The organism is Streptomyces sp. NPDC026522, from assembly GCF_055567555.1.
Window position 1 is genome coordinate 273,017 of sequence record NZ_JBVHQF010000012.1, and the last position, 23,099, is coordinate 296,115.

General features: G+C 73.2%; 21 protein-coding genes. 10 read left to right on the forward strand and 11 right to left on the reverse strand.

The window, feature by feature from the left end:
• Positions 1-103: 103 nt before the first annotated feature.
• Both ACZ4M3_RS28925 and ACZ4M3_RS28930 read right to left on the reverse strand, forming a co-directional pair.
• A complete protein-coding gene (locus ACZ4M3_RS28925) occupies positions 104-889 on the reverse strand; it encodes an SDR family NAD(P)-dependent oxidoreductase (RefSeq protein ID WP_467737509.1) in 786 nt (261 codons plus the stop codon).
• A gap of 10 nt (positions 890-899) precedes the next feature.
• Positions 900-1,847, reverse strand: coding sequence for a TIGR03619 family F420-dependent LLM class oxidoreductase (locus ACZ4M3_RS28930; RefSeq protein ID WP_467737511.1), 948 nt, complete (start codon positions 1,845-1,847; stop codon positions 900-902).
• 246 nt (positions 1,848-2,093) lie between these two features.
• On the opposite strand from ACZ4M3_RS28930, the gene ACZ4M3_RS28935 reads away from it, so the two are divergent.
• From ACZ4M3_RS28935 to ACZ4M3_RS28950, 4 genes are all read left to right on the forward strand, one after another.
• The gene (locus ACZ4M3_RS28935) at positions 2,094-2,714 is read left to right on the forward strand and encodes a transmembrane-type terpene cyclase (RefSeq protein WP_467737513.1); all 621 of its coding nucleotides are present in this window, start codon (positions 2,094-2,096) and stop codon (positions 2,712-2,714) included.
• Positions 2,715-3,234: 520 nt separating this feature from the next.
• Complete coding sequence (locus ACZ4M3_RS28940) at positions 3,235-3,570, forward strand: hypothetical protein (RefSeq protein ID WP_467737515.1); 336 nt, start codon at positions 3,235-3,237, stop codon at positions 3,568-3,570.
• Positions 3,571-3,636: 66 nt separating this feature from the next.
• Positions 3,637-4,620, forward strand: a complete 984-nt coding sequence (locus ACZ4M3_RS28945) for a GlxA family transcriptional regulator (protein WP_467737517.1) — start codon at positions 3,637-3,639, stop codon at positions 4,618-4,620.
• A 29-nt stretch (positions 4,621-4,649) separates the two neighbouring features.
• On the forward strand, positions 4,650-5,252 hold the full coding sequence (locus tag ACZ4M3_RS28950; protein ID WP_467737519.1) for an isochorismatase family protein: 603 nt from the start codon (positions 4,650-4,652) through the stop codon (positions 5,250-5,252).
• On the opposite strand, the gene ACZ4M3_RS28955 is transcribed toward ACZ4M3_RS28950, so the two are convergent.
• Both ACZ4M3_RS28955 and ACZ4M3_RS28960 read right to left on the reverse strand, forming a co-directional pair.
• Entirely contained in the window at positions 5,249-5,854 is a 606-nt protein-coding gene (locus ACZ4M3_RS28955) for a phosphatase PAP2 family protein (RefSeq protein ID WP_467737521.1), read from the reverse strand. The two genes, ACZ4M3_RS28950 and ACZ4M3_RS28955, sit on opposite strands and share 4 nt — an antisense overlap.
• Entirely contained in the window at positions 5,854-6,534 is a 681-nt protein-coding gene (locus ACZ4M3_RS28960) for a DedA family protein (RefSeq protein ID WP_467737523.1), read from the reverse strand. Before ACZ4M3_RS28960 ends, ACZ4M3_RS28955 begins: the two co-directional genes overlap by 1 nt.
• 133 nt (positions 6,535-6,667) lie before the next feature.
• Here ACZ4M3_RS28960 and ACZ4M3_RS28965 point away from each other — a divergent pair, with 133 nt between their 5' ends.
• On the forward strand, positions 6,668-7,039 hold the full coding sequence (locus ACZ4M3_RS28965; RefSeq protein WP_467737525.1) for a BlaI/MecI/CopY family transcriptional regulator: 372 nt from the start codon (positions 6,668-6,670) through the stop codon (positions 7,037-7,039).
• The gene (locus ACZ4M3_RS28970; protein WP_467737527.1) at positions 7,036-7,968 is read left to right on the forward strand and encodes a M56 family metallopeptidase; all 933 of its coding nucleotides are present in this window, start codon (positions 7,036-7,038) and stop codon (positions 7,966-7,968) included. Before ACZ4M3_RS28965 ends, ACZ4M3_RS28970 begins: the two co-directional genes overlap by 4 nt.
• A 3-nt stretch (positions 7,969-7,971) precedes the next feature.
• Here ACZ4M3_RS28970 and ACZ4M3_RS28975 read toward each other — a convergent pair whose 3' ends face one another.
• The 3 genes from ACZ4M3_RS28975 to ACZ4M3_RS28985 all read right to left on the reverse strand — a co-directional run bounded on the left by ACZ4M3_RS28975 (position 7,972) and on the right by ACZ4M3_RS28985 (position 11,106).
• Positions 7,972-8,832, reverse strand: coding sequence for a TIGR03619 family F420-dependent LLM class oxidoreductase (locus ACZ4M3_RS28975; protein ID WP_467737529.1), 861 nt, complete (start codon positions 8,830-8,832; stop codon positions 7,972-7,974).
• A gap of 115 nt (positions 8,833-8,947) precedes the next feature.
• Positions 8,948-9,829 (reverse strand): hypothetical protein, encoded by an 882-nt coding sequence (locus tag ACZ4M3_RS28980; protein ID WP_467737531.1) that lies wholly within the window; start codon positions 9,827-9,829, stop codon positions 8,948-8,950.
• Positions 9,830-9,897: 68 nt separating this feature from the next.
• Positions 9,898-11,106 carry an ADP-ribosylglycohydrolase family protein gene (locus tag ACZ4M3_RS28985; RefSeq protein WP_467737533.1) on the reverse strand — a complete coding sequence of 403 codons (1,209 nt, stop codon included), beginning with the start codon at positions 11,104-11,106 and terminating at the stop codon, positions 9,898-9,900.
• A gap of 233 nt (positions 11,107-11,339) precedes the next feature.
• Here ACZ4M3_RS28985 and ACZ4M3_RS28990 point away from each other — a divergent pair, with 233 nt between their 5' ends.
• On the forward strand, positions 11,340-12,419 hold the full coding sequence (locus ACZ4M3_RS28990; protein ID WP_467737535.1) for a tyrosine-protein phosphatase: 1,080 nt from the start codon (positions 11,340-11,342) through the stop codon (positions 12,417-12,419).
• 117 nt (positions 12,420-12,536) lie between these two features.
• Here the strand turns inward: ACZ4M3_RS28990 and ACZ4M3_RS28995 are convergent, their stop codons facing one another.
• On the reverse strand, positions 12,537-12,944 hold the full coding sequence (locus tag ACZ4M3_RS28995) for a guanyl-specific ribonuclease (protein ID WP_467737537.1): 408 nt from the start codon (positions 12,942-12,944) through the stop codon (positions 12,537-12,539).
• A 256-nt stretch (positions 12,945-13,200) separates the two neighbouring features.
• Between ACZ4M3_RS28995 and ACZ4M3_RS29000 the strand changes: the two genes are divergently transcribed.
• Complete coding sequence (locus tag ACZ4M3_RS29000; protein WP_467737539.1) at positions 13,201-14,445, forward strand: cation diffusion facilitator family transporter; 1,245 nt, start codon at positions 13,201-13,203, stop codon at positions 14,443-14,445.
• An 18-nt stretch (positions 14,446-14,463) separates the two neighbouring features.
• Here ACZ4M3_RS29000 and ACZ4M3_RS29005 read toward each other — a convergent pair whose 3' ends face one another.
• The gene (locus ACZ4M3_RS29005) at positions 14,464-17,052 is read right to left on the reverse strand and encodes a bifunctional FO biosynthesis protein CofGH (RefSeq protein ID WP_467737541.1); all 2,589 of its coding nucleotides are present in this window, start codon (positions 17,050-17,052) and stop codon (positions 14,464-14,466) included.
• A gap of 39 nt (positions 17,053-17,091) precedes the next feature.
• Positions 17,092-17,874 (reverse strand): SDR family oxidoreductase, encoded by a 783-nt coding sequence (locus tag ACZ4M3_RS29010; protein ID WP_467737543.1) that lies wholly within the window; start codon positions 17,872-17,874, stop codon positions 17,092-17,094.
• A 1,775-nt stretch (positions 17,875-19,649) separates the two neighbouring features.
• On the opposite strand from ACZ4M3_RS29010, the gene ACZ4M3_RS29015 reads away from it, so the two are divergent.
• Positions 19,650-21,335, forward strand: a complete 1,686-nt coding sequence (locus ACZ4M3_RS29015; protein ID WP_467737545.1) for a lytic transglycosylase domain-containing protein — start codon at positions 19,650-19,652, stop codon at positions 21,333-21,335.
• Between the two features lie 180 nt (positions 21,336-21,515).
• Here ACZ4M3_RS29015 and ACZ4M3_RS29020 read toward each other — a convergent pair whose 3' ends face one another.
• Positions 21,516-21,719, reverse strand: a complete 204-nt coding sequence (locus ACZ4M3_RS29020) for a cold-shock protein (protein ID WP_015610594.1) — start codon at positions 21,717-21,719, stop codon at positions 21,516-21,518.
• Positions 21,720-21,956: 237 nt separating this feature from the next.
• Here ACZ4M3_RS29020 and ACZ4M3_RS29025 point away from each other — a divergent pair, with 237 nt between their 5' ends.
• Entirely contained in the window at positions 21,957-22,823 is an 867-nt protein-coding gene (locus tag ACZ4M3_RS29025) for a menaquinone biosynthetic enzyme MqnA/MqnD family protein (protein ID WP_467737547.1), read from the forward strand.
• Positions 22,824-23,099: the final 276 nt, after the last annotated feature.

Genomic DNA, 23,099 nt, shown 5'->3' on the forward strand with positions numbered 1-23,099 from the left:
AGTTTTCTGACGTAGCGTCAGATTCGATGCAGCCGACTGTTCCACCGTGCGCCGGGAGCGTCAATACCTGACGCATCATCAGACAATGGTGCTGACGTGTCGGCTAGAGGAGGCTGACCCCGGCCATCCAGCCGCCGTCGATGACGAACGGCTGGCCGGTGATGTACGAGGAGTCCTCGCTGGTCAGGAACAGCGCGAGCTTCGCGATCTCCTCCGGCCGGCCGACCCGGCCGAGCGGGACCACCCGCTTGTACAGGTCCGCCATCGCGTCCCTGGCCTCGTCGGTCATGCCCGCCGGGTCCAGCAGCCCCGGGTTGGCCATCGGGGTGTCCACGGCGCCCGGGCACATCGCGTTGACCCGGACGTTCTTCGCCGCCAGTTCCAGCGCGGCGACGCGCGTCAGCCCCAGGACGGCCGCCTTGGTCGCCGCGTACGCCCCCACGTACGCCATGCCGGTCAGGCCGGTGTAGGAAGAGGTGTTGACGATCGTCCCGCCGCCGGCCGCCTCGATCTCGGGGGCCAGCGCCTTGATGCCGAGGAAGGCGCCGACCTGGTTGACCCGGACCACCTGCTCGAACTCCTCCAGCGGGGTCGCGGTCAGCTCGTTGAAGCGCAGGATGCCCGCGTTGTTGACCAGCCCGTCGATCCGGCCGAAGGCCTCCTTCCCGGCGGTGACGGCGGCCGCCCAGTCCTCCTCCCGGCCCACGTCCATGCGTACGTAGCGCGCCCGGTCCCCGCCGATCTCCTTGGCGACGGCCGCGCCCTGCTCGTCCAGTACGTCGCCGAGCAGCACCTTGGCCCCCTCGGCGGCGAAGAGGCGGGCCTCCTGCTCGCCCTGGCCGCGCGCGGCGCCCGTGATCAGGACGACGCGTCCCTCCAGCTTGCCCATGCGGGTGCTCCTAGTCGTTGAGGAGGGGGGCCACCTCGGCCCCGAACGCGGTGATCTGGTCCGTCAGTTCGGCGCGGTCGCGGCTGCGGAAGCGGACCTGGATCTGGTCCACGCCGAGGGCCGCGTACTCCCGCAGGGACTCCGCGAGCGCCTCGGCCTTGCCCGTGAGGGTGCGCCGGCCGGTGGCCCAGGCGGGCTCGCCGACGTACAGCGCCTCGGTGATCGCCCCGAACTCGATGGGGTCGGTGATCCCGGCCGCCTCGCGGAGCCGTCTGATCCGGGCGATCCGGGCGGGGAGCTCGCCGCGCGGGTCGCCCTGCGGGAGCCAGCCGTCGCCGCGTACGGCGGCCCGGTGTACGGCGGCGGGCGAGGACCCGCCGACCCATACGGGGATCCGCCCCTGGGCGGGCCGGGGCAGCTGGCCCAGGTCCTTGAAGGAGAACCGCTCGCCCTCGAACTCCGGGTATTCCTCGGGGCCGAGGGCCGCGCGCAGGGCGTCCAGGGTCTCGTCGAGGACGGCGCCGCGGCGCTCGAAGTCCACGCCGAGGGCCGCGAACTCCTCCGCCACGTGCCCGGCGCCGACCCCGAGGACCAGCCGGCCGCCGGAGAGGTGGTCGAGGGTGGCGTACTGCTTGGCGGTGAGCAGGGGGTGGCGCAGTCCGACGATCGCGACGTGGCTCAGCAGCCGTACGTGCTCGGTGATCCCGGCGAGGTAGGCCAGGGTCGCCACCGGGTCGTACCAGACGGTGCCCATGGGGCCGGCGAGGCGGCGCGGGACGCCCACGTGGTCGCAGGTGGCGAGGTAGCCGAACCCGGCCCGATCGGCGGCCCGGGCCACCTCGGCGAGGTCGGCGGCGCCGGCCGCGGCCTCCCAGGGCTCGGCGTAAAGGGTGCTCTGCGACTGGATCGGGAGCTGCATCCCGTACGCCAGCCGGCCTTCCGTAAACACGCGCGCCATGCCGTGACCGCCTCGCTTTCGTTGTAGTCGTCATACCGGCTCGGGCATCGTCGTAGCTGACGGGCCGTCAGGCAAGGGGGTGGTGGGTGTGATTCGGCTCGGGTGCGGGTGCGGGTGCGGGTGCGGGTGCGGGGGCGCTCTGGCGTGGGCGTACGGGCCGGGCCTAGGGTGCGGCGCGCGGGATGGCGCGGGCGCGGGCGGTGGCGCGGGAGATGCGGGAGATGCGGGAGATGCGGGTGATGTTGCGTGGAACTGTTTCTGACCCTGGTCAGCGGGCTGGCCTGGACCGGCGTGTACGCGGAGGCGATCCGGGTCGGCTTCCGTGACCGGACGTACGCGATGCCGGCGGCCGCCCTCGCGCTGAACTTCGCGTGGGAGGCGACGTACGCGGTCGCCGAGCTGCGCACCGGCCTGTCGGCCCAGGGCGTGGTGAACCTGGTGTGGGCGGCCGCCGACGTCGCCATCATCGCCACCTACCTGCGGTTCGGCCGGGCCGGGCTGCCGGGCTTCGTGACGCGGCCGCTGTTCGCGGCGTGGAGCGCCCTGTTGTTCGGTACGGCCTTCGCGGTGCAGTGGCTGTTCCTGGCGCACTTCGGGATGCACGACGCGACGCGCTACTCCGCGTTCCTGCAGAACCTGCTGATGTCCGTGCTGTTCCTCTCGCTGTACACCGCCCGGCGCGGGCGCAGCGGGCAGTCGATGACCATCGCGGTCGCGAAGTGGCTCGGGACCCTGGCGCCGACCGTGCTGTTCGGGGTGCTGGAGGACTCCCCGTTCATCCTCGGGCTGGGCGTGCTGTGTTCCGTGTTCGACCTGGCGTACATCGCCCTACTGGGCACGGACCCGGCGGCGGCGGTCGACGGCTGACCCGGCGGCGGCGGTCGACGGCTGACGCGGGTGCGGGGGGTCCCGGGGGCGGGGTGCGCTTGGGCGGGGGTGGTGGGGTGCTGGGGGTTTCCCGTCAGTCCACTGTCCTTTCGCGTCGGGCCGGCCCGTCAAGGGCGCTCCTTCGTCGCGTCGCTGCGCGATGGCCTTCGGCCACCCTTGACTGTCCGTCCCGCCCCGAAAAGCCAAAGACTGCCGGGAAGCCCCCGAAGAACGGCCGGGCTGTACGGGTCCACCGTCCAGCCCCGCCGGCGTTTGAGGCGCGGGGTCTGGGGCGGAGCCCCAGGAAGCCCCGAGCGCAGCGAGGGGGCCCACCCACCACGCCGCAGATCGCTACGCGCTCCTCCCGTCACGCGTCCGCGGCCCGCCAGGGGCTGGGCCTAGGCCGCCACCGATCGCTACCCGGCTGACGTGCGCTGGCGTCGAAACCGTCGGCATCGGCTGCAGCCGGGGGGCCCGAAAAGCAGGTGCGGCCAGCCACCCCGCGGCCTAGCGTGAGGCGGTGAGCAGCGACTATCCATTCGCCGACGGGCACAACCTCGTCTGGGACCTGACCGGTTTCAGTCCCGACGAGGAGATGGTCGAGTCCGTCATCCTGACCCGGGACCAGTTCCTCGTGATCCGGCACCTGTTCGTGCTGGGCGACGATCCCTGGATGGTGGCGGGTGAGTACCGGGTGGCGCCGGGCCTCTGGCCCCACCTGCGTCAGGCCGTCCCGGGGCTCGGCTTCCAACGTGATGCGGACTACTACCTCGGCGCCCGTCAGGCCCTGCCTGACGGGCGTTTTTGGCGTCCCGCGGTGGGGGTGACCGCCCCGGGGCCGATCCCGCCGCCTTAGGGCCGTGGCCGGATGTGACAGAACGGTGTCATTGCCGTCATCCGGGGCGCGGGTGACGATGGGGGCATGTCCACGAACCGCCGCGTCGTCATCGCGGTCTTCCCCGATGTCGACCTGCTCGACGTCACCGGCCCGGCCGAGGTGTTCGCGCTGGCCAACCGGGAGACCGGGGGGCGGGCGGGGTACCGGGTGGAACTCGCCGCGCCGTCGGGGGGCGTGGTCGCCACGTCGGCGGGGGTGCGGTTGGTCGCGGACCTCGCGTTCGGCGACGTGGACGGGGTGCTGGACACGCTGCTGGTGCCCGGCGCCGTGGATCCGCACCCGGACGGGCCGGTCGCCCGGATCGACCCGGAGGTGGTGGCCTGGCTGGAGACGGTCGCGCCCCTCGCCCGGCGGGTGGCGTCGGTGTGCGTGGGTGCGCACCTGCTGGCCGCGGCCGGGTTGCTGGACGGGAAGACGGCCACCACCCACTGGTCGACCGCCGCCCAACTGGCGGCCGACCACCCGGCGGTGACGGTCGACCCGGATCCGATCTTCGTCCGGTGCGGCAACGTGTGGACCGGCGCCGGGATCAGTGCATGCATGGATCTCGCGCTGGCGCTGGTGGCCGACGACCTGGGGGAGGAGGTGGCCCTGGCGGTGGCGCGGCAGCTGGTCATGTACCTCAAGCGGCAGGGCGGCCAGAGTCAGTTCTCGGTCCCGCTCAGCCGGCCGGCGGCCTCCCGCCGGGACATCGACGAGCTGCGGATGTACATCGCCGAGCACTTGGACGGCGATCTGTCCGCCGCGGCCCTCGCGGGACGGATGTGCCTGAGCGAGCGGCACTTCGCGCGGGTGTTCCGCCAGGAGACCGGCACGACCGCCGCCGCGTACGTCGAGGCCGCCCGGGTGGAGGCGGCGCGTCGGCTGCTGGAGAGCACCGACCGGCCGCTGGACCAGGTGGCCGCCGCCTGCGGGCTCGGTTCGGTGGAGACGCTCCACCGGGCGCTGCGCAAGCAGATCGGCACTACTCCGGCGGCGTACCGCCGCCGTTTCCGCGTCTCTTTCTGACCTACCTCACTGACCCAAGGAGCTTTGCCATGCCCGCTTCCACGACCCTGCGCGATGTGAACGGCTTCGACAACGGGCTGCCCCGCCTCGCCGACAGCACCCTCGTCATGATCGACTACCAGAACACCTACCGGACCGGCGTGATGGCCCTCGAAGGCGCCGAGCAGGCCCTCGCGGCCGGGGCCCGGCTGCTGGCGGCGGCGCGGGCCGCCGGGATTCCCGTCGTCCACATCGTCAATGACGGCGGCGAGGGCACCCCGTACGACATCCGCGCGGAGATCGGCGCGATCAGCGACGAGGTGGCGCCGGTCGCCGGTGAGCCGGTGGTGGTCAAGCAGGTCCCGAACGCCTTCCACGACACCGGGCTGGAGAAGACCCTGCGCGAGCTGGGCGCGGGCGAGGAACTGGTGCTGGCGGGCTTCATGACCCACATGTGCGTCACCTTCACGGCCGAGGGCGCCTTCTACCGCGGTTACCGTCCCACCGTCGTCGCCGAGGCCACGGCGACCCGTGCGCTGACCGGTCCGGACGGCGTCGTCGTGCCCGCCGCCGCCCTCCAGGCGGCCGCCCTGGCCACCATCGGGGACCTGTTCGGCGTCGTCGCCCCGACCGTCGGGGACCTCGCCGGCTAGCGCGCCGTCAGGAGCGGGCGGAGCGGGCCCGTGCCCAGCCGGGTGGCGAGGGCCGGCCCGTGGCGGCGGACGATCGTGGCCGCCGCGGCGGCCACGGCGGCGCCGACGAGGAGGCCGGCGAGTGCGTCGTGCGGGTAGTGCACGCCCACCCAGACCCTGGAGGCCGCCATCAGGACGGCCGCGGCCAGCGCGACGGCGCCGAGCCGCCGCGATACGAAGAGCAGCGCGACGGCGGCCGCGGCGGCCAGGGCGGAGTGGTTGCTGGGGAACGACCAGTCGCCGGGGGCCGGGCAGGCCTCCAGCGTGGGCACCCGCAGGGCCTGGCACGGCCGGTCCTCGCGCACGGCGAGTTTGACCAGTGCGTCCACCCCGAAGGCGAGGAGGGTGATCAGCGGGGCCGCCAGGGCGGTGACCACGGCGGGGGTACCGGCCCGGCGGGCCCGCCACCAGGCGAGCAGCATCAGCAGGGCGAAGAGGGCCAGGCCGTAGTCCGACCAGGCGGCCGTCAGGGTGTCCAGCCAGCCGGGTGCCCGGTGGGCCGCGTCGATGACGTCGACGTAGGCCGGGCCGTCGATGCGCGAGCCGTCGTACGTGAAGGTCATCAAACGGTTCCGTTCTGCTGCTTGCGGGCTCGCCGGGAGCGGAGCACTTCGATCGCCAGGGGGAGCAGGGACACGGCGACGACCAGGGCGACGATCGGCAGCAGGTACCGGTCGACGTTCGGGATGGAGGAGCCGAGCGCGTACCCGGCCAGGACCAGGCCGACCGTCCAGACGAGACCGCCGAGGACCTGCCACAGGGTGAAGGTGCGGGCCGGCACGTTCAGCGCCCCGGCCAGCGGGTTGAGGACCGTACGCACCACGGGCACGAAGCGGGCCAGCACGATCGCCTTGGCGTGCCCGTACTTGGCCAGGAATTCTTCGGCCCGCTCGGCTCCCTCGTGCAGCCGCTTGGACCGGCTGCGCTCCAGGAGGGCGCCGCCCGCCCGCCGTCCGATCAGGTAGCCGGTCTGCGCGCCGAGCAGCGCTCCGGCCGCCGAGGCGGCCAGTACCAGCGGGAGCGACAGTTTCGCGTCGCCCTCCGAGGCGCCGGCGCACAGCAGGCCGGCCGTGAACAGCAGCGAGTCGCCGGGCAGGAAGAAGCCGACGAGCAGCCCGGTCTCCGCGAACATCACCACCGCGATGCCGATGACGCCGAAGGTGGCCAGGAGGGAATGGGCGTCGAGCACGTTGACCGCGAGGTCGTTCGCGGCGGGGACGGCCAAGGAGACGGGGACGGCCATGGCAGGGGCCTCTCACTGGGTTCGTGACGGATCCGCGCAGCCGGAAGCCGGCCGCCGGGTGGAACATCCGGTCGACTACAATCCCGTAGACGGTCTACTGCACTGTAGACGATCCTGAGGCGGGGAGAGCGCGATGACCGGGTCGACAGCCGACCGCAGGCCGGCGGGGGAGCTGGAGGCGAGTGTGCTCGCCGCACTGTGGGCGGCGAAAGCGCCGCAGACGGCCGCCCAGGTCCAGAAGACCCTCACGGCGGACCTCGCGCGCACGACGGTGACCACCATCCTGTCCCGGCTCCACGAGAAGGGCACCGTCGCCCGCGAGCGTTCCGGCCGCGGCTACGCCTACTTCCCCGTACGCGACGCCCACGGCCTGACGGCCCGCCGCATGCACCGCGAACTCGACAAGGACAGCGACCGCGAAACCGTCCTCGCGCGTTTCGTCTCCGAGCTGAGCCCCGACGACGAGCGCGTCCTGCGGGACCTGCTGGAGGGCGGCGGCCAGTGATCACCGGCCTGCTCGCCTCCCTGGTGCTGCCCTTCGCCGCGCAGCCCCTGGTCCGCTGGGCCGCACCCCGGCTGCGCCCGTCGGTCGCCCTGTGGGCGCTGACCGGCACCGCGTGCGCCCTCGCGGCCGGCTGGCTCGCCGCGCTGGGCGGTCTCCTGCTCACCGGGGCGCTCGGCGTGTCCGCCCTGGCCCGGCTCGGCCACCTGATCCACCCGCTCGATGTCGCGCCGCCCGACGTGGCCGGGCCCGGCGCCGCGTTCGCCGTCGGCGCCCTGTCGCTGTGCGCGTACGGGACCACCCGCTCGGTGCTGCGCCAGCTCCGGCACTACCGCCGCGCACGCGAACAGGTGCGCGGGGCGGCCCGGGCCGGCGACCTCAGCATCCTGGACCGGCCCGACCCGGACGCCTACGCCCTGCCGGGGAACCCGGGGCGGGTCGTGGTCACCTCCGGCATGCTCCGCGTCCTGGACGGGGCCGAGCGCGAGGCCCTGCTCGCCCACGAACGGGCCCACCTGACCGGCCGCCACCACTGGTTCCTCGCCACCGCCGACCTCGCCGCGCGCTGCCACCCGGCGCTGCGGGCCGTACGCGACGCCGTCGCGCTGGCCGTCGAGCGGGTCGCCGACGAGGCCGCCGCGGCCGCCACCGGCGACCGCCGGCTCACCGCCCGCGCCATCGGCCGCGCCGCGCTGGCCGGGCACGGCGGCGCGGGACCCGTGCGCCCGGACTTCGCCGCCCGCGCCGCGGGCGGCCCGGTCCCCCACCGCGTACGGGCGCTGCTGCACCCCCCGGTGGTGCGCCCGCGCGCGGCAGCGGCTGCGGCCTGCCTGCTGGTGGCCCTGGCGGCGGGCACCACCGTCACCGCCGGCCTCGGCCTCAGCGGCCTGCACCGGGGCGTGGAGGTCGCCCAGGGCGAGGCCACGCCCTAGCGGTCAGAGGTACTGGGCGAAGTCGTCCAGTACGCGCAGCACTTCCGGCTCCGCCGCCGGCGGCAGTTGCAGGACGACCTCCTCGATGCCGAGGTCCGCGTAGTGGGCCAGCTTGCCGGCGCTGGGGCGGACCGCGTACGGGACCACCTGGAGCGCCTTCGGGTCACGGCCCGCGTCCTCCCACGCGCGGCGCAGCACCGGGAGGGATTCGGTGAGACCGCCGCCGCCGATGGGGAGCCAGCCGTCGGCGTGTTCGGCGACGGCCGCGAAGAGCTTCGGGCCGGCCGCGCCCCCGATGAGGGTGCGCGGTCCGTGCAGCGGGGCGCCGGGGCGCAGCTCACGGGCCGGGCGGACCGGCTTGGGGTGCGCCTCGCTGGCCCGGACGGAGCCGAAGGCGCCCTCGTACGCGGTGGGTTCGGGGGCCCACAGCGCGCGCATCAGGGCCAGCCGGTCCCCGACCAGCTCGCGCCGGGTGCGCCACTCGACGCCGTGATCGGCGGCCTCCTCGACGTTCCAGCCGTAGCCGACGCCGAGGGTGAACCGGCCGCCGGAGAGGTGGTCCAGCGTGGCGGCCTGCTTCGCGAGGACGATCGGGTCGTGCTGGGCGACCAGGGTGATGCCGGTGCCCACGTGGAGCCGCTCGGTGACGGCGGCGGCCTGGCCGAGCGCGACGAAGGGGTCGAGGGTGCGCCCGTACTCCTCGGGGAGTTCGCCGCCCATCGGCGCGGCGGTGTCGCGGGTGACGGGGATGTGGGTGTGTTCGGGGAGGTAGAGGCCGGCGAAGCCGCGCTCCTCCAGGATGCGGGCGAGGCGGGTGGGGGTGATGGTGCGGTCGGTGAGGAAGATGGTCGTGGCGATCCGCATGGGTGATGGCACCTCCGAGACGTCGGACGGCCAACGTACGGGTCCCGCGGCCCCGGGCGACAGGGTGCGCGGCCCGTACGGGCCGCGCGCCGGGCCGCCCCGTTCCCCGGCGGCCTCAGCCGATCGGCTGACGGGCCTCCGCGCGGACCTTGAGGGTCGTCTCCGCCACCCGGTTCAGGTCGATGGAGGCGGCGCTCTGCCGGGTGGTCTCCGCGGTGACCACGGCGACCGTGGCGGCCGTGTTCTCGTCCGCCCACGCGCACATCGGCAGGGGGACCTTCGTGCCGTTCTGCGTCGAGGTCACCACCTGGCAGGTCAGGGTGATGTCCGAGCCGGTCGGCGTGATGTCCTTCGGCGGGACCGCCTGCTGCGCGCCGTCGCCCTCCTGGGCGCCCGCGATCATCTTCCGGCGGGCGGCGGCCGGCTCCTTGAACTGGCCGTACATCCCGGAGATGACGAGGACCCCGGGATCGGTGGCGGATTCGGAGGTGTACTGGGCGACCACCGGCTTCGGATCGCGGATCTTGGGGTCGTACGCGCCGTCGACGATCTCCTTGCCCTTGGTCCCGGACAGGTCCTGGGACAGCTGGTACGTGCCGCTCAGCATCGTCTGCGGCACCGTGAGCCGGTACGTGGCGGCGGGGAACCCGGCCCCGCTGACCGCGGCCCCCGCGGTGGCGATCCGGTTCACCACGAAGCCCGCGACGAGCAGCCCGCCCAGGGCGATCGCGACCACGGCGATCACCGGCCCGGTCCGGCTCTTGCGCGGCGGCGGCCCCATCGGCGGCTGTCCCCAAGGCCCTTGGCCGGGGTAGGGCTGGCCGGGGTAGGGCTGTGCCGGGTAGGCCTGTGGCGGGTAGGGCTGACCGGGGTACCCCGGGGCGCCCGGCAGGCCCTGCTGCTGCGGGAACGGCTGCTGCTGCCCGCCGTACGGATTCGGCTGCTGCGGGGGCCCGTACGGACCGGGGGACTGGGGCGGCGGCGGGGGCATGCTCATGGCGAGAACGCTACTTCACGCCCCTGACACCGACTTCCGTCGAGCGGTACGGGCCCGGTGGCGCGGCCTCAGGCGCGCGGGTAGCGCGACAGCCAGCCCGGGGCGGAGGCGGAGGGGCCGTGCAGGGCCGGGCCCTGGGTCATCTCCAGCGCGAAGTCGTCGGCCAGCTCCAGGATCGTGGCGCGGCCCTCCAGGTCGGCCAGCCAGGCCGCCGGCAGGGCCGTCTCGCCGTGCAGGGCGCCGAGCAGGGCCCCGCACATGGCGCCGGTGACGGTCGAGTCGCCGCCGTGGTTGACGGCGAGCCGCAGCCCGTGCGGGACGTCCTCGGCGACCAGGGCGCAGTACACGGCGACGGCCAGCGCGTCCTCGGCGTCGCGGCCGTCCCCCGGTGACAGGGACTCCACCATCTTGGGGCTCGGCTCCCCCTGCGTGGCGGCCGAGACCGCGCGCTGGAGGGCGTCCGTGACCGGCTGGTGGGAGGCGCGGGCGCCGAGCAGGCCGAGGGCGCGCTGGACGGCGGCGTCCAGGGAGCCGCCCCGGGTCAGCCCGTGGACGATCACGGCGAAGGCCCCGGCGGACAGGTACGCGGTGGGGTGCCCGTGGCTCTGCGTGGCGCACTCGACGGCGAGTTGGAGGACCAGGGCCGGCTCCCAGCCCACCAGCAGGCCGAACGGGGCTGAGCGGGCGGTCGCTGCGGCGTCCCGGGCGGTGGGGTTCTTCGGCTGGTCCGGGGTGCCGAGGATGTCGTCGGCGAAGCCGGTCATACAGGCGCGGTCGGGACCGCGGCGGGCGTAGAGCCACTCCTGCTGCGCGAGCCAGCCGTTGTCCTTGCGGCGCTCGTCGGGGCCCCAGTCGTGCTGGGTCGCGGCCCAGCGCAGGTAGGCCCGATGGACGTCGGTCGGCGGGTGCCAGCCGCCGGTGTCCCGGCGCACGTGGGCCCGGATCAGCCCGTCGACGGTGAAGAGGGCGAGCTGCGTGGAGGCGGTGACGGTGCCCCGGCGGCCGTGGGCGGGGGCCGGTTCGGTCAGGCCGGCCAGGCCGTGGGTCTCGCGGATGCCGTCGAGGGAGAGGCCGGCGACCGGGGCGCCGAGGGCGTCGCCGATCGCCGAGCCGAGCAGGGTGCCGCGGACCCGGCTGCGGAAGTCCTGCTGCTCGGCGCGGCCCCAGAGCGCGGTGGAGGTGGCGCTGGAGGTGAGGGCGGATGCGGCCGCGGAGGTGCCGGTGCCCGCGGGGGCCGCCGGGTCCGGGGTCCCGGCCGTCGCTGTTCTCGTGTCCATGCTGTTTCCCCCCAGGCTTTGGCGCGCACTGTAGTGGACAGGTTCGGTCGAACCCGGACGGTATGAGTCACGTCGCGCAGAAGTGGCCGGAGAACGGCCGGAATCCGAACACTTCCGGCCGTCATCTCGCCTGTCGGACTTTCGTGGCACGTTTTGCCAGTTGCCTTCGCGCCGGTTGTTTTCGGCCACGTCTCGTTCATCCGGTGTTCGCGGCGGCCCCACAGCCTCGGGGCATGAAGAAGGCACTGATCGCCGCGACCGTCGTCGCCTCCGCACTCGCCGTCCCCCTGGTCGCGGCCCCCGCCGCCACCGCCTCCGGCTGGGACCTGCCCTGGTCGGGCCACCACCAGAGCCAGGCCGTTCCCTTCACCGAGGCCACCGTCACCGCCGCCGCCGACGGCTCGTACACGGTGGACTGGAAGGCCCGCGGCGTCCACCGGGTCCAGATCAAGGCCAACGGCAAGGTGGTCGCCAAGGGCGGCGCCGACGGGCGCGCCGTGGTGACGGGACTGCCCGCCGCCGACCGGCAGTGGTTCGACTTCGCGCCCGACCGCGGGCAGGGCCTGCACCTCGCGGACCGGCTGATCAAGCTTGAGGGGACCGTCAACTTCCGTGACGCGGGCGGCTACCGCACCACGGGCGGCCAGTGGGTCAAGATGGGCGAGATCTACCGCTCCGACGCGCTGGACAAGCTGACCGCCGCCGACCTCGCCAAGCTCCAGCGGCTGCGCGTGCGGACGGTCTTCGACCTGCGCATGGAGAGCGAGCGCACGAGCGGCCCCGACAAGGTGCCCGCGGGTGCCGCGTACACCGTCGCCGACGTCTTCGCGGGCTCGCCGTCCTTCCAGACCATGCCGAAGTCCCCCGACGAGGCCGTGCAGGCCATGACGGACGCCGAGAAGGCCATGGTCAGCGGCGCGGGCGGGAAGGCGGCGTACACCCGCGTCTTCGAGGGCATCGAGAGCGACCGCGGCCGCGCCGTCATCTTCCACTGCACCGCCGGGAAGGACCGCACCGGCTGGGCGAACGCCACGCTGCTGACGGCCCTCGGGGTCCCGCGCGAGACGGTCATGGCCGACTACCTGGCCAGCAACGACTACCGCAAGGCCGCCAACGACGCGGTCCTGTCCCACCTCCCGGCGCAGCAGGCCGCCGTGTACAAGCCGATGCTCGACGTGCGCCCCGAGTACCTCAACGCGGGCTACGACGAGGTCAAGGCGACGTACGGCAGCTTCGACCGCTATCTCGGCCAGGGCCTCGGCATCGACGCCCGCGAGCTGAAGGAGCTCAGGAAGGACCTCCTCGTCGGCTGACGCGCAGGCCGTGGCGCCACGACGCCACGACGCCACGACGCCCCCGACCGGTCGGTGACCGTTCGGGGGCGTACGCGTACGGGCCCACGTGGGGGCGGGGGCGGCTCGACCGCGGTGTCAGCAGGCGAAGTCGACGCGGCGGAACGAGGCGTAGTGGTCCGCGGTGTAGTAGTCCTCGGCGGTCTGCATGCCGGTGATGATGCGCCGGGCGCCTCGGGTCGGGGAGCCCGGGGTGATGACGGTGTACTCGTGGTAGTACCCGGTCGAGTGGCTGGGCAGGAGCCCCTCGCGGTTCTGGAAGACGACGCCGTCCTGGGAGTACGGGAACGGGCCGCCCTGGTCGATGAGGTCGAGGGTGTCGTGCGCCTGGGAGGGCAGGGCGGAGTAACAGATCCGGCCGACCGAGGTGACGGCGGCGAGGGAGGTGGGGGCGGCGGGGGCGGCGGAGGCGGCCGGGCCCGCGAGGAGGGTGGCGGCGACGGCGGCGGCCGCACCGAGGGCTGCGAAGCGTGGGGAGATCCTCATGCCGGTCATGATGACGCGCGTAGAGCGACGGCCGGAATCCCAACTGCCGTGTGTTTCCTAGCTGTTCACCAGGCCCGTGACCTGCGGAACCGGGGCGCCGCCCGGCCTTAAGCCGTCCGCAACCCGGGGCGGTGCCCGACGTGGGACACGCCTTCGGCGGGAGCGGCGTTTGTAGGGTGGTGGCGTGCCGGGCGGGCCGCCAGGGCCTGCCCGGGCGAAGCCGTCCTGCCCCGTCTTCCCGGAAGGCGCCCTTGCCGTGAGCACCCAGCACGATCACGACGACGACCGAGACCCCGGGCCCGGGCGGGAGTTCGAGCATGCGCCGGGGCACGGGCACGGGCACGGGCACGGGCAGGGGCACGGGCACGGGTCCGGGCAGGGGCAGGGGCACGAGCACGGGCACGGGTCCGGGCACGAGCAGGGGCACGAGAACGGGCAGCACCATGAGCACGGGCACGGGCACGGGCACGGACGCGAGCACCGCCACCGCCACGACCGCACCGGCCGCCGGGCGCGGCTCAGCCACCGGGTCGCCCATCTCCTCACCCCGCACGGCCACGACACCCGCGACAAGGTCGACTCCGCGATGGAGACCTCCCGCGACGGCATGCGCACCCTGTGGCTCTCGCTGGCCGTCCTGGCGCTGACCAGCCTGGTCCAAGCCGTCGTCGTCGCCCTCTCCGGCTCGGTGGCGCTGCTCGGCGACGCCCTCCACAACGCCGCCGACGCGCTCACCGCCGTGCCCCTCGGCATCGCCTTCGTCCTGAGCCGCCGGGCGGCCAACCGCCGCTACACCTACGGGTACGGCCGCGCCGAGGACGTGGCCGGTATCGTCATCGTGCTGACAATCGCCGCCTCCTCCGCCCTCGCCGCCCACGCCGCCGTGGACCGGCTGCTGCACCCGCGCGACATCAGCCACCTCGGCGCGGTGGCCGCCGCGGCGCTGGCCGGGTTCGCCGGCAACGAGTGGGTGGCCCGCTACCGCATCCGCACCGGCCGCCGGATCGGCTCGGCCGCGCTCGTCGCGGACGGGCTGCACGCCCGCACCGACGGGTTCACCTCGCTCGCCGTCCTCCTCGGCGCGGGCGGCGCGGCGCTCGGCCGGCCGGCCGCCGACCCGCTCGTGGGCCTGCTCATCACCGCCGCGATCCTGGTGGTGCTGCGCGACGCGGCCCGCGAGATCTACCGCAGGCTGATGGACGCCGTCGACCCCGCCCTCGTCGACACCGCCGAACGGGCGCTGCGCGGCGTGGCCGGGGTCCGCGGCCTCGGGCAGGTCCGGCTGCGGTGGATCGGCCACACCCTGCGGGCCGAGGCCGACATCGTCGTCGACCCGGACCTGACCGTCGTACAGGCCCACGCCCTGGCCGTCGCCGCCGAACACGCCCTCATCCACGCCGTGCCCCGGCTGACGGCCGCCACCGTCCACACCGACCACACCGCCGCCCACGGCCACGACGACCCGCACGCGGCCCTCGACCACCACACCGCGCGCGGCTGAGCGCGCCCCGGCGCCGGCTCAGTCCACCACCGGCAGCAGCTCCGGCAGGTGCCCGTCCGAAGCCGCCGCCGCGCGGACGCGCTCCTGCGGTACCTCCCCGTACAGGGTCGTACGGGGCTTCGCGGGCCGGCCGGCCGCCTCGGCGACCGCGACCAGGTCCCGCACCGATTTGTACGAGCCGTAACTCGAACCCGCCATCCGGGAGATGGTCTCCTCCATCAGCGTCCCGCCCAGGTCGTTGGCCCCGGAGCGGAGCATCTCCGCCGCGCCCTCGGCGCCCAGCTTCACCCAGCTCGTCTGGATGTTGGTGATGTGCGGGTGGAGCAGGATCCGGGCCATCGCCGTCACCGCCCGGTTGTCGCGCACCGTCGGCCCCGGCCGCGCGATGCCCGCCAGGTACACGGGCGCGTTGGTGTGGATGAACGGCAGCGTCACGAATTCGGTGAAACCGCCCGTCCGCTGCTGGATCCGGGCCAGCGTGCGCAGGTGCCCGAGCCAGTGCCGGGGCTGGTCCACGTGCCCGTACATCATCGTGGACGACGAGCGGATGCCCAGCTCGTGCGCCGTCGTGACGACATCGATCCAGTCCGCCGTCGGCAGCTTCCCCTTGGTCAGCACCCAGCGGACCTCGTCGTCCAGGATCTCCGCCGCCGTGCCCGGTATCGAGTCCAGCCCGGCCTCCTTGGCGGCCGTCAGCCAGTCCCGTACGGACATCCCCGTCCGGGTCGCCCCGTTGACCACTTCCATCGGCGAGAACGCGTGGACGTGCATACCGGGCACCCGCTCCTTCACCGCCCGCGCGATGTCGAAGTACGCCGTCCCGGGCAGGTCCGGGTGGATGCCGCCCTGCATGCACACCTCGACCGCGCCGACGTCCCACGCCTGGGCCGCCCGGTCCGCGACCTGCTCCAGGGAGAGCGTGTACGCGTCCGCGTCCGTACGGCGCTGCGCGAACGCGCAGAACCGGCAGCCGGTGTAGCAGACGTTGGTGAAGTTGATGTTCCGCGTGACGACGTACGTGACGTCCTCGCCCACCACCGACCTGCGCAGGTCGTCCGCGATCCGGCACAGCGCGTCCAGCGCCGGCCCGTCGGCGTGCAGCAGCGCCAGTGCCTGGGCGTCGGTCAGCTTCTCCGGGTCGTCGGCGGCCTGCACGAGCGCGCCCCGGACGTCCGTGTCGATGCGCTCGGGCACCATGCCGGGCGCGGCGGCCTCGCGCAGCGCGTCCCAGTCGCCGTAGACGAGGTCGAAGTCCTCGCGCCGGTCGCCCGTACGCCCCTCGGTGTCGATGGTGGCGTGCAGGTCGGTGCGCCCGTACGCGGCGAAGCCCTCGTCCGGCTCCTGCCACGGGTGGCCCGTGACCTCGGCCGTCTCGTCCGCCAGCCCGGTCTCGGGGTCGGCGAGCGCCCGTACGTGCGGCAGCAGCCGCGGGTCCAGCCACGGCTCGCCGCGCCGCACGAACTCGGGGTACACGCACAGCCGCTCGCGGAGCTCGAAGCCGGCCGCCGCCGACCGCTCGGCCAGCAGGTCGATCTGGGGCCAGGGCCGCTCGGGATTGACGTGGTCGGGCGTCAGCGGGGAGACACCGCCCCAGTCGTCGATGCCGGCGCCGATCAGCCGCGCGTACTCGCCGTCGACCAGGTTGGGCGGCGCCTGCAGGCAGGCCGCGGGGCCCATGATGTGCCGCGCGACGGCGATCGTCGCCACGAGGTCGTCGAGTTCGGCGTCCGGCATGCCGCGCATCGCCGTGTCCGGCTTGGCGCGGAAGTTCTGGATGATCAGCTCCTGGATGCCGTGGTAGGCGCGCGCGACGCGGCGCAGTGCGAACAGCGACTCAGCGCGCTCCTCGTACGTCTCGCCGATGCCGATGAGCAGGCCGGAGGTGAACGGTACGGAGGACCGCCCGGCGTCCTCCAGGACGCGCAGCCGGACCGCCGGTTCCTTGTCGGGGGAACCGTGGTGCGGGCCGCCCGGCTCGGACCACAGGCGGGTGGCGGTGGTCTCCAGCATCATTCCCATGGACGGGGCGACCGGCTTGAGGCGCTGGAAGTCGGCCCAGGACATGACGCCCGGGTTGAGGTGGGGGAGCAGGCCGGTCTCCTCCAGGATGCGGATCGAGATGGCCCGTACGTAGGAGATCGTGTCGTCGTAGCCGTGCGCATCCAGCCACTCGCGTGCCTCGGGCCAGCGGTCCTCGGGCTTGTCCCCGAGGGTGATCAGCGCTTCCTTGCAGCCGAGCGCGGCGCCGCGGCGGGCGATGTCGAGCACCTCGTCGGGCGACATGAACATCCCGTGGCCGGCCCGGCGGAGCTTGCCGGGGACGGTCGCGAAGGTGCAGTAGTGGCACTTGTCGCGGCACAGCCGGGTGAGGGGGACGAACACGCTCTTCGAGTACGTGATCACGCCCGGCCGCCCGGCCGCCGCCAGGCCGGCGTCGCGGACCCGGGCGGCGGAGGCGGTGAGGTCCGCCAGGGCCTCGCCGCGCGCCTGGAGGAGCACGGCCGCCTCGGTCGCGTCGAGCGCGACGCCGTCCCGGGCACGCCGGAGCGCGCGGCGCATCGCGTTGTCGGTCGGGGCGTCACTCGGGGCGTCACTCGGAGTGGTCATGGGCCGAGCATACGATCCGGGGCATCGGGCAGGGGGCTGTCATCGCATCAGCTCACCGGCGTTGACCAGCAGGGACTGGCCGGTTATGGCCCGTGCCCGGTCGGACGCGAAGAAGACGGCGGCGTCCGCCACGTCGCCGTCGGTGGCGAGGTCCGGCAGGGCCATCCGCTCCGCGAGCCGCGCGTGCACCTCGGCTTCGGGCACGCCTTCGGAGTGGGCGGTGAAGGTCACGAACGCCTGCACGGGTGGCCCCCACATCCACCCCGGCAGCACGGTGTTGACGCGGATCCGGTGCGGGCCGAGCTCCCGCGCCATGGAGTACATGGCGGAGGTCAGCGCCCCCTTGGACGCGGCGTACGCGGCCTGCTGCACCTGGGAGGGGGCGGCCACGGCGGACTGGGTGCCGATGATGACGACGGACCCGCCGGCCCGCTTGAGGGCGGGCAGGCAGGCCCGGGTCATGCGCAGGGTGCCGAGGAGGTTGACGTCGATGATCTGCTGCCAGGTCCCGAAGTCGGCGTCTTCGAGGCCGCCGAAGGAGGAGTCCCAGGCGGCGACGTGCACGACGGCGTCGATGCCGCCGAAGCGCTCGACGGCGAGCGCGGCGAGGGCCTCGCACTGCGCCTCGTCGGTGATGTCGGTGGGGCGGTGGGCGGTGTGCGCACCGTCGGGGTCGATCTCGACGGCCGACTTGACCAGGTTCGCCTCGGTCCGCGCCCCGAGCACGGCGTTCCCCCCGTCCCGCACCACGGCCCCGGCCACCTGATGCCCGAGCCCGGCCCCGACCCCGGAGACGACGACGGTCTTCCCGCGAAGCAGCATGACCCCTCCCGGCTTTAAAGCTGACGGACCGTCAGGGTAGGCGGCGGGGCGGCGGATGGGAAGGCGGGGTGCGCTTGGGCGGTGGTGGTGGGGCGCGGGGGGCCGGGAGCGGGGTCCCCCCGGGCGGGGTCGGGTAGGTGCGGGGGGTCCCGGGTGCGGGGTGCGCTTGCCCGGCATGAGGGAGGTGCTGGGGGTTTCCCGTCAGTCCACTGTCCTTTCGTGTCGTGCCGGCCCGTCAAGGGCGCTCCTCCTCGTTCCTCGTCGTCGCGTCCGTGTCGGGCCGGCCCGTCAAGGGCGCTCCTCCTCGTTCCTCGTCGTCGCGTCGCTGCGCGATGGCCTTCGGCCACCCTTGACTGTCCGTCCCGCCCCGAAAAGCCAAAGACTGCCGGGAAGCCCCCGAAGAACGGCCGGGCCGTTCGGGTCCACCGTCCAGCCCCGCCGGCGATTGAGGCGCGGGGTCTGGGGCGGAGCCCCAGGAAGCCCCGAGCGCAGCGAGGGGGCCCACCCACGGCGCCGCAGATCGCTACGCGCTCCTCCCGTCACGGCGCCTGCGGCCCGCCAGGGGCTGGGCATAGGCCGCCACCGATCGCTACACAGCTGACCTCATCTGGCGTCGATCAGCCCGTCATCGACTGGGAATAAGCCGCCCAAACCATGACCAAGGTCTTCCGGAGCGCGCCCGCAGGCGAAAAGGGGTGGGGCAAGGGGCATCTGACGTGCTCTGGTGTCGAAGAGGTCGTCATTGGGGGCCGATGACGTTCATCCGTGCGTCAAGGCCCTCCGAGACGTTCTGCTGCTAGCTGGCCCCCGGCGGTACGGGGCCGAACTCCCTCGCGCCCACTGTCCATCGATCGTCTCCGACGGCTGGGGCAGTGCCGCGTCTGCTGGCTCCAGCCTCAGAGTCGCGTGACGTGCGCACGTTGGGGTCCTCAACCGCAACAATTGGTCGGGCCGCCGATCTGGTCGACATCAGAGCACGTCAAGTGGCCCTGGTCGTCCCCTTTCAGCCCGCACTCGCCCTCGGGGAGGCGTTGATGGCCGTTTGGGCGGCTTCTTCCCAGCCGATGACGGGCTGATCGACGCCAGATGAGGTCAGCTGTGTAGCGATCGGTGGCGGCCTATGCCCAGCCCCTGGCGGGCCGCAGGCGCGTGACGGGAGAAGCGCGTAGCGATCTGCGGCGCCGTGGGTGGGCCCCCTCGCTGCGCTCGGGGCTTCCTGGGGCTCCGCCCCCGGCCCTCCCCCAGACTCCGTCCGGGGGGACCCCCGCGCGCCTCAAACGCCGGCGGGGCTGGGTTTGCCGGGCGACGCCCAGTCCCTCGGGTGGCTCCGGCCCGTAGGACTGGGAGGGGTTGCTGGGCAGATGGCTGTTCAGGTGCTTCGGATCAAGGTCGCTGAGGGGCCCGCACCTGGGACCCGTACAGCCCGGCCGTTCTTCGGGGGCTTCCCGGCAGTCTTTGGCTTTTCGGGGCGGGACGGACAGTCAAGGGTGGCCGAAGGCCATCGCGCAGCGACGCGACGAAGGAGCGCCCTTGACGGGCCGGCACGACACGAAAGGACAGTGGACTGACGGGAAACCCCCAGCACCCCACCGCCACCGCCCAGCGGCACCCCGCCCCCCACCCCCACCCCGTCGAACACGCGGCAAAGGTGAGACGAATGGTCTGTCATAACTGCCGGGCCGACGGCGAGTCGTCCGCGAAGACCTGATAGACAGAATATTCACGGTTCGACCAGCCACACGTCCTGTCGGCCGCCTTGGGGGGATCGCCGCACTGTGAAGCCGCTTCACCGCCACGTAGTCAACACCTCGCGCAAAGTCCTGTGCACAGCCGCGCTCGCGGCCAGCCTGACCACCGCCGCCGTCGTGACCAACACGCCGACCGCCGGGGCCGGGGAGTCCGAGCCCACGCCCGACAGTCCGCAGGCCACCGACCGCGGTGACGCCCGGCTGGATCTGCCGGACCTGGTCGCCGACCCGCCCCCGCCGCCCGGAGCCGTCGCCCCCGAAGGGGCCAGCGGGATACCCGGGACCGCCCTCGACGCGTACAAGCGCGCCGCGACGTCGGTGGCCGCCGCGCTGCCCCACTGCAACCTGCCCTGGCAGTTGATCGCCGGCATCGGCAGGGTCGAGTCCGTGCACGCCTCCGGCTACGGGCTCAAGTCCGACGGGTACACCGAGAAGCCGATCCGCGGGCCCCGCCTCGACGGCAACGGCTTCGCCCAGATCAAGGACAGTGACAAGGGCGAGTGGGACGGGGACACCGAGTACGACCGGGCCGTCGGGCCGCTCCAGTTCATCCCTGAGACCTGGAAGGCGTGGGGCGCCGACGGCAACGCCGACGGCAAGCGCGACCCCAACAACATCTACGACGCCGCGCTGGGCGCCGGCCTCTACCTCTGCGCGGGCGACCGGGACCTCTCCGACCCGGCCAAGCTCGACCAGGCGATCCTCAGCTACAACAACTCCCGCGACTACGTGAACTCCGTGCTCGGGTACATGCGCCAGTACCAGGACGGCGGCGTCGCCGAGGTGCCCAACCCGCCCGCGGGCAATTACCCGACGCCCCCGGTCACGGCACCGCTGCCCACCCCCCGGCCGCCGGCGCCCCAGCCGCCCGCCACCAAGCCCCCGGCGACCAAGCCGCCGGCCGAGCCCGAGAAGCCGAAGCCGCCGGCCCCCCGGCTGGCCAAGCTGGAACTGGTCGGCGATCCGGAGCTCAAGGCCGAGGCGGGAGCCGCGTTCACCGCGGACGCCGAGTTCAAGGCGCTGCTCAGCGACGGCAAGCCGGCCGCCGGACAGAAGGTCGTGTTCGTCGTCGAGGCGGACACCACCGGCGGCACCCTCTTCGAGGACACCAAGAAGGCCGACGTCGTCGTCCTCACCGACGCGCGGGGCATCGCTCGCGTGCCCCGGCTCACCGCGGGCCCGAAGGCCGGCACCTTCTCCTTCCGGGCCTCGGCCTACGACGCGAACCAGTTCACGGTGACGCTCAAGGGCACCGTCACCGCCAAGCCGGTCTTCGCGGACCTGCTGGTGCGGGCCGACGGCGGTACGAAGCCGCTGGAGGCCGTCGCCGGCACCAGCGTCAAGGGGTTCGGGCTGCTCGCGACCTCCGAGGGCCAGCCGGTCGCCGGTACGAAGACCACCGCGGGCCTGGTCGTGAAGGACAAGGACGGCGCATGGGTCCCCGTGGACCCGGCGAAGGCGACGGGTCCGTACTTCAAGGGCGAGGACGGCAAGAAGCTGTTCACCCTGGACCTCGCCCCCAGCGACGCCGACGGGAACATCACCCTGCCGGAGCTGTTCACCAAGGACGTGGCACCGGGTACGTACTTCCTCCGGGTCGTCACGCCGGAGAAGGTGGATCTGGTCCTGGAGCTCAAGATCACCGCCCCGGTGACCCCCACCCCGACTCCCACCCCCACCCCCGCCCCGACCTCCACGGCCGCCAAGCCGTAAGGCCGAACTCCGAGCGCCCCCGGCCCCGTACGCACGGTGCCGGGGGCGCCCGCACGTGCGGACCCGGCCAGGAGCCACGAGACGGGACAAAAGGCAGGAGCCCCGCCACCTCCGCTCGCACGGAGGAGGCAGGGCTCCTTGGGTACTGCTAATCCAACCGCGATCCGGTCGGCCAGGCGACTAGGCCGGGATGACGTTCTCCGCCTGCGGGCCCTTCGGACCCTGCGTGACGTCGAAGGTGACCTGCTGGTTCTCCTCGAGGGAGCGGAAGCCAGAGGCGTTGATCGCGGAGTAGTGGACGAAGACATCCGGGCCGCCGCCGTCCTGGGCGATGAAGCCGAAGCCCTTTTCAGCGTTGAACCACTTCACGGTTCCGGTAGCCATGAGCCCTCCTATGGGCCAAAGGGTCGCCCTGCTCCAGAACCTGCTAAGAAGTCTGAAAACTACAAAAGCCTGCGGGTCACATTCTCCGCAGGCCTCGTACTGCAAGGGAAACCAAACTGCAACTTGCGTCGAGCCTAGCACGCACCCCGCGGCCGAGACCAGAGGGAAAGATCACGTCACTCGGACGTTTGAGACCCGCCCGAAGGCTGACGGGACCCCGGGGGCTAGTCTCGCGATGTGGACGTCTATCGCAGCCGGCCCCGAGTCGGCCACATCCAGTTCCTGAACTGCCTCCCGCTCTACTGGGGGCTGGCCAGAACCGGCACGCTGCTGGACCTGGAGCTGACGAAGGACACTCCCGAGAAGCTGAGCGAACGGCTCGTCCAGGGGGACCTGGACATCGCGCCGATCACCCTCGTGGAGTTCCTCCGCAACGCCGACCAGCTCGTCGCCTTCCCCGATCTCGCCGTGGGCTGCGACGGCCCGGTGATGTCCTGCGTGATCGTCTCGCAGGTCCCCCTGGACCAGCTCGACGGCGCCCGGGTGGCCCTCGGATCGACCTCCCGGACCTCCGTACGGCTCGCCCAGCTGCTGCTCGCCGAGCAGTACGGAGTACGGCCCGACTACTACACCTGCCCCCCTGACCTGGGGCTGATGATGCAGGAGGCCGAGGCGGCGGTCCTGATCGGGGACGCCGCGCTGCGCGCTTCGCTGCACGACGCGCCCCGGCTCGGCCTGGCCGTGCACGACCTGGGGCAGATGTGGAAGGAGTGGACCGGGCTGCCGTTCGTCTTCGCCGTCTGGGCCGCCCGCAAGGACTACCTCACCCGCGAGCCCGTCGTCGTGCGCAAGGTGCACGAGGCCTTCCTCGCCTCCCGGGACGTCTCCCTGGAGGAGGTCGCCAAGGTCGCCGAGCAGGCGGCGCGCTGGGAAGCCTTCGACGCCGAGCTGCTGGAGCGGTACTTCACCACCCTCGACTTCCGCTTCGGCCCGGACCAGCTGGCGGGCGTGCGCGAATTCGCCCGCCGTACCGGTTCCGCCTCCGGGTACGCGGGGGACGTGACGGTGGAACTCCTGGCAGCGGCGGCCGTGCCCGGCCATTAGTACGGCTTATGCCCGAACGGGAAGGGGAGCACGGGAGGGGAACGCGTGCGCGACCCCTTTCCGTATCGCGGAACCGGGAATATCCCGTTTCCCGGGAATTCGTTCGCCTTTCACTTTCGGGTGAGAACTCCGCGCCTCCGGATACCGGCAATCGCGGCCGCTCCCGTCCGCCCCCGCCCTAAGACGTCATCTCATTTGGCCAGCCTTCGGTAGCAGATGAGGGTGCAGGCAATGCTGGTGAAGGCGAGGAAGTGGTCGGCTTTGCGTTCGTAGCGG

What these genes read in the sequence shown, in the direction of transcription:
- ACZ4M3_RS28925 (WP_467737509.1), bottom strand. Translation starts at nt 889, where the DNA reads ATGGGCAAGCTGGAGGGACGCGTCGTCCTGATCACGGGCGCCGCGCGC.
- ACZ4M3_RS28930 (WP_467737511.1), bottom strand. Translation starts at nt 1,847, where the DNA reads ATGGCGCGCGTGTTTACGGAAGGCCGGCTGGCGTACGGGATGCAGCTC.
- ACZ4M3_RS28945 (WP_467737517.1), top strand. Translation starts at nt 3,637, where the DNA reads ATGTCCACGAACCGCCGCGTCGTCATCGCGGTCTTCCCCGATGTCGAC.
- ACZ4M3_RS28950 (WP_467737519.1), top strand. Translation starts at nt 4,650, where the DNA reads ATGCCCGCTTCCACGACCCTGCGCGATGTGAACGGCTTCGACAACGGG.
- ACZ4M3_RS28955 (WP_467737521.1), bottom strand. Translation starts at nt 5,854, where the DNA reads ATGACCTTCACGTACGACGGCTCGCGCATCGACGGCCCGGCCTACGTC.
- ACZ4M3_RS28960 (WP_467737523.1), bottom strand. Translation starts at nt 6,534, where the DNA reads ATGGCCGTCCCCGTCTCCTTGGCCGTCCCCGCCGCGAACGACCTCGCG.
- ACZ4M3_RS28965 (WP_467737525.1), top strand. Translation starts at nt 6,668, where the DNA reads ATGACCGGGTCGACAGCCGACCGCAGGCCGGCGGGGGAGCTGGAGGCG.
- ACZ4M3_RS28975 (WP_467737529.1), bottom strand. Translation starts at nt 8,832, where the DNA reads ATGCGGATCGCCACGACCATCTTCCTCACCGACCGCACCATCACCCCC.
- ACZ4M3_RS28980 (WP_467737531.1), bottom strand. Translation starts at nt 9,829, where the DNA reads ATGAGCATGCCCCCGCCGCCGCCCCAGTCCCCCGGTCCGTACGGGCCC.
- ACZ4M3_RS28985 (WP_467737533.1), bottom strand. Translation starts at nt 11,106, where the DNA reads ATGGACACGAGAACAGCGACGGCCGGGACCCCGGACCCGGCGGCCCCC.
- ACZ4M3_RS28990 (WP_467737535.1), top strand. Translation starts at nt 11,340, where the DNA reads ATGAAGAAGGCACTGATCGCCGCGACCGTCGTCGCCTCCGCACTCGCC.
- ACZ4M3_RS28995 (WP_467737537.1), bottom strand. Translation starts at nt 12,944, where the DNA reads ATGAGGATCTCCCCACGCTTCGCAGCCCTCGGTGCGGCCGCCGCCGTC.
- ACZ4M3_RS29005 (WP_467737541.1), bottom strand. Translation starts at nt 17,052, where the DNA reads ATGACCACTCCGAGTGACGCCCCGAGTGACGCCCCGACCGACAACGCG.
- ACZ4M3_RS29010 (WP_467737543.1), bottom strand. Translation starts at nt 17,874, where the DNA reads ATGCTGCTTCGCGGGAAGACCGTCGTCGTCTCCGGGGTCGGGGCCGGG.
- ACZ4M3_RS29020 (WP_015610594.1), bottom strand. Translation starts at nt 21,719, where the DNA reads ATGGCTACCGGAACCGTGAAGTGGTTCAACGCTGAAAAGGGCTTCGGC.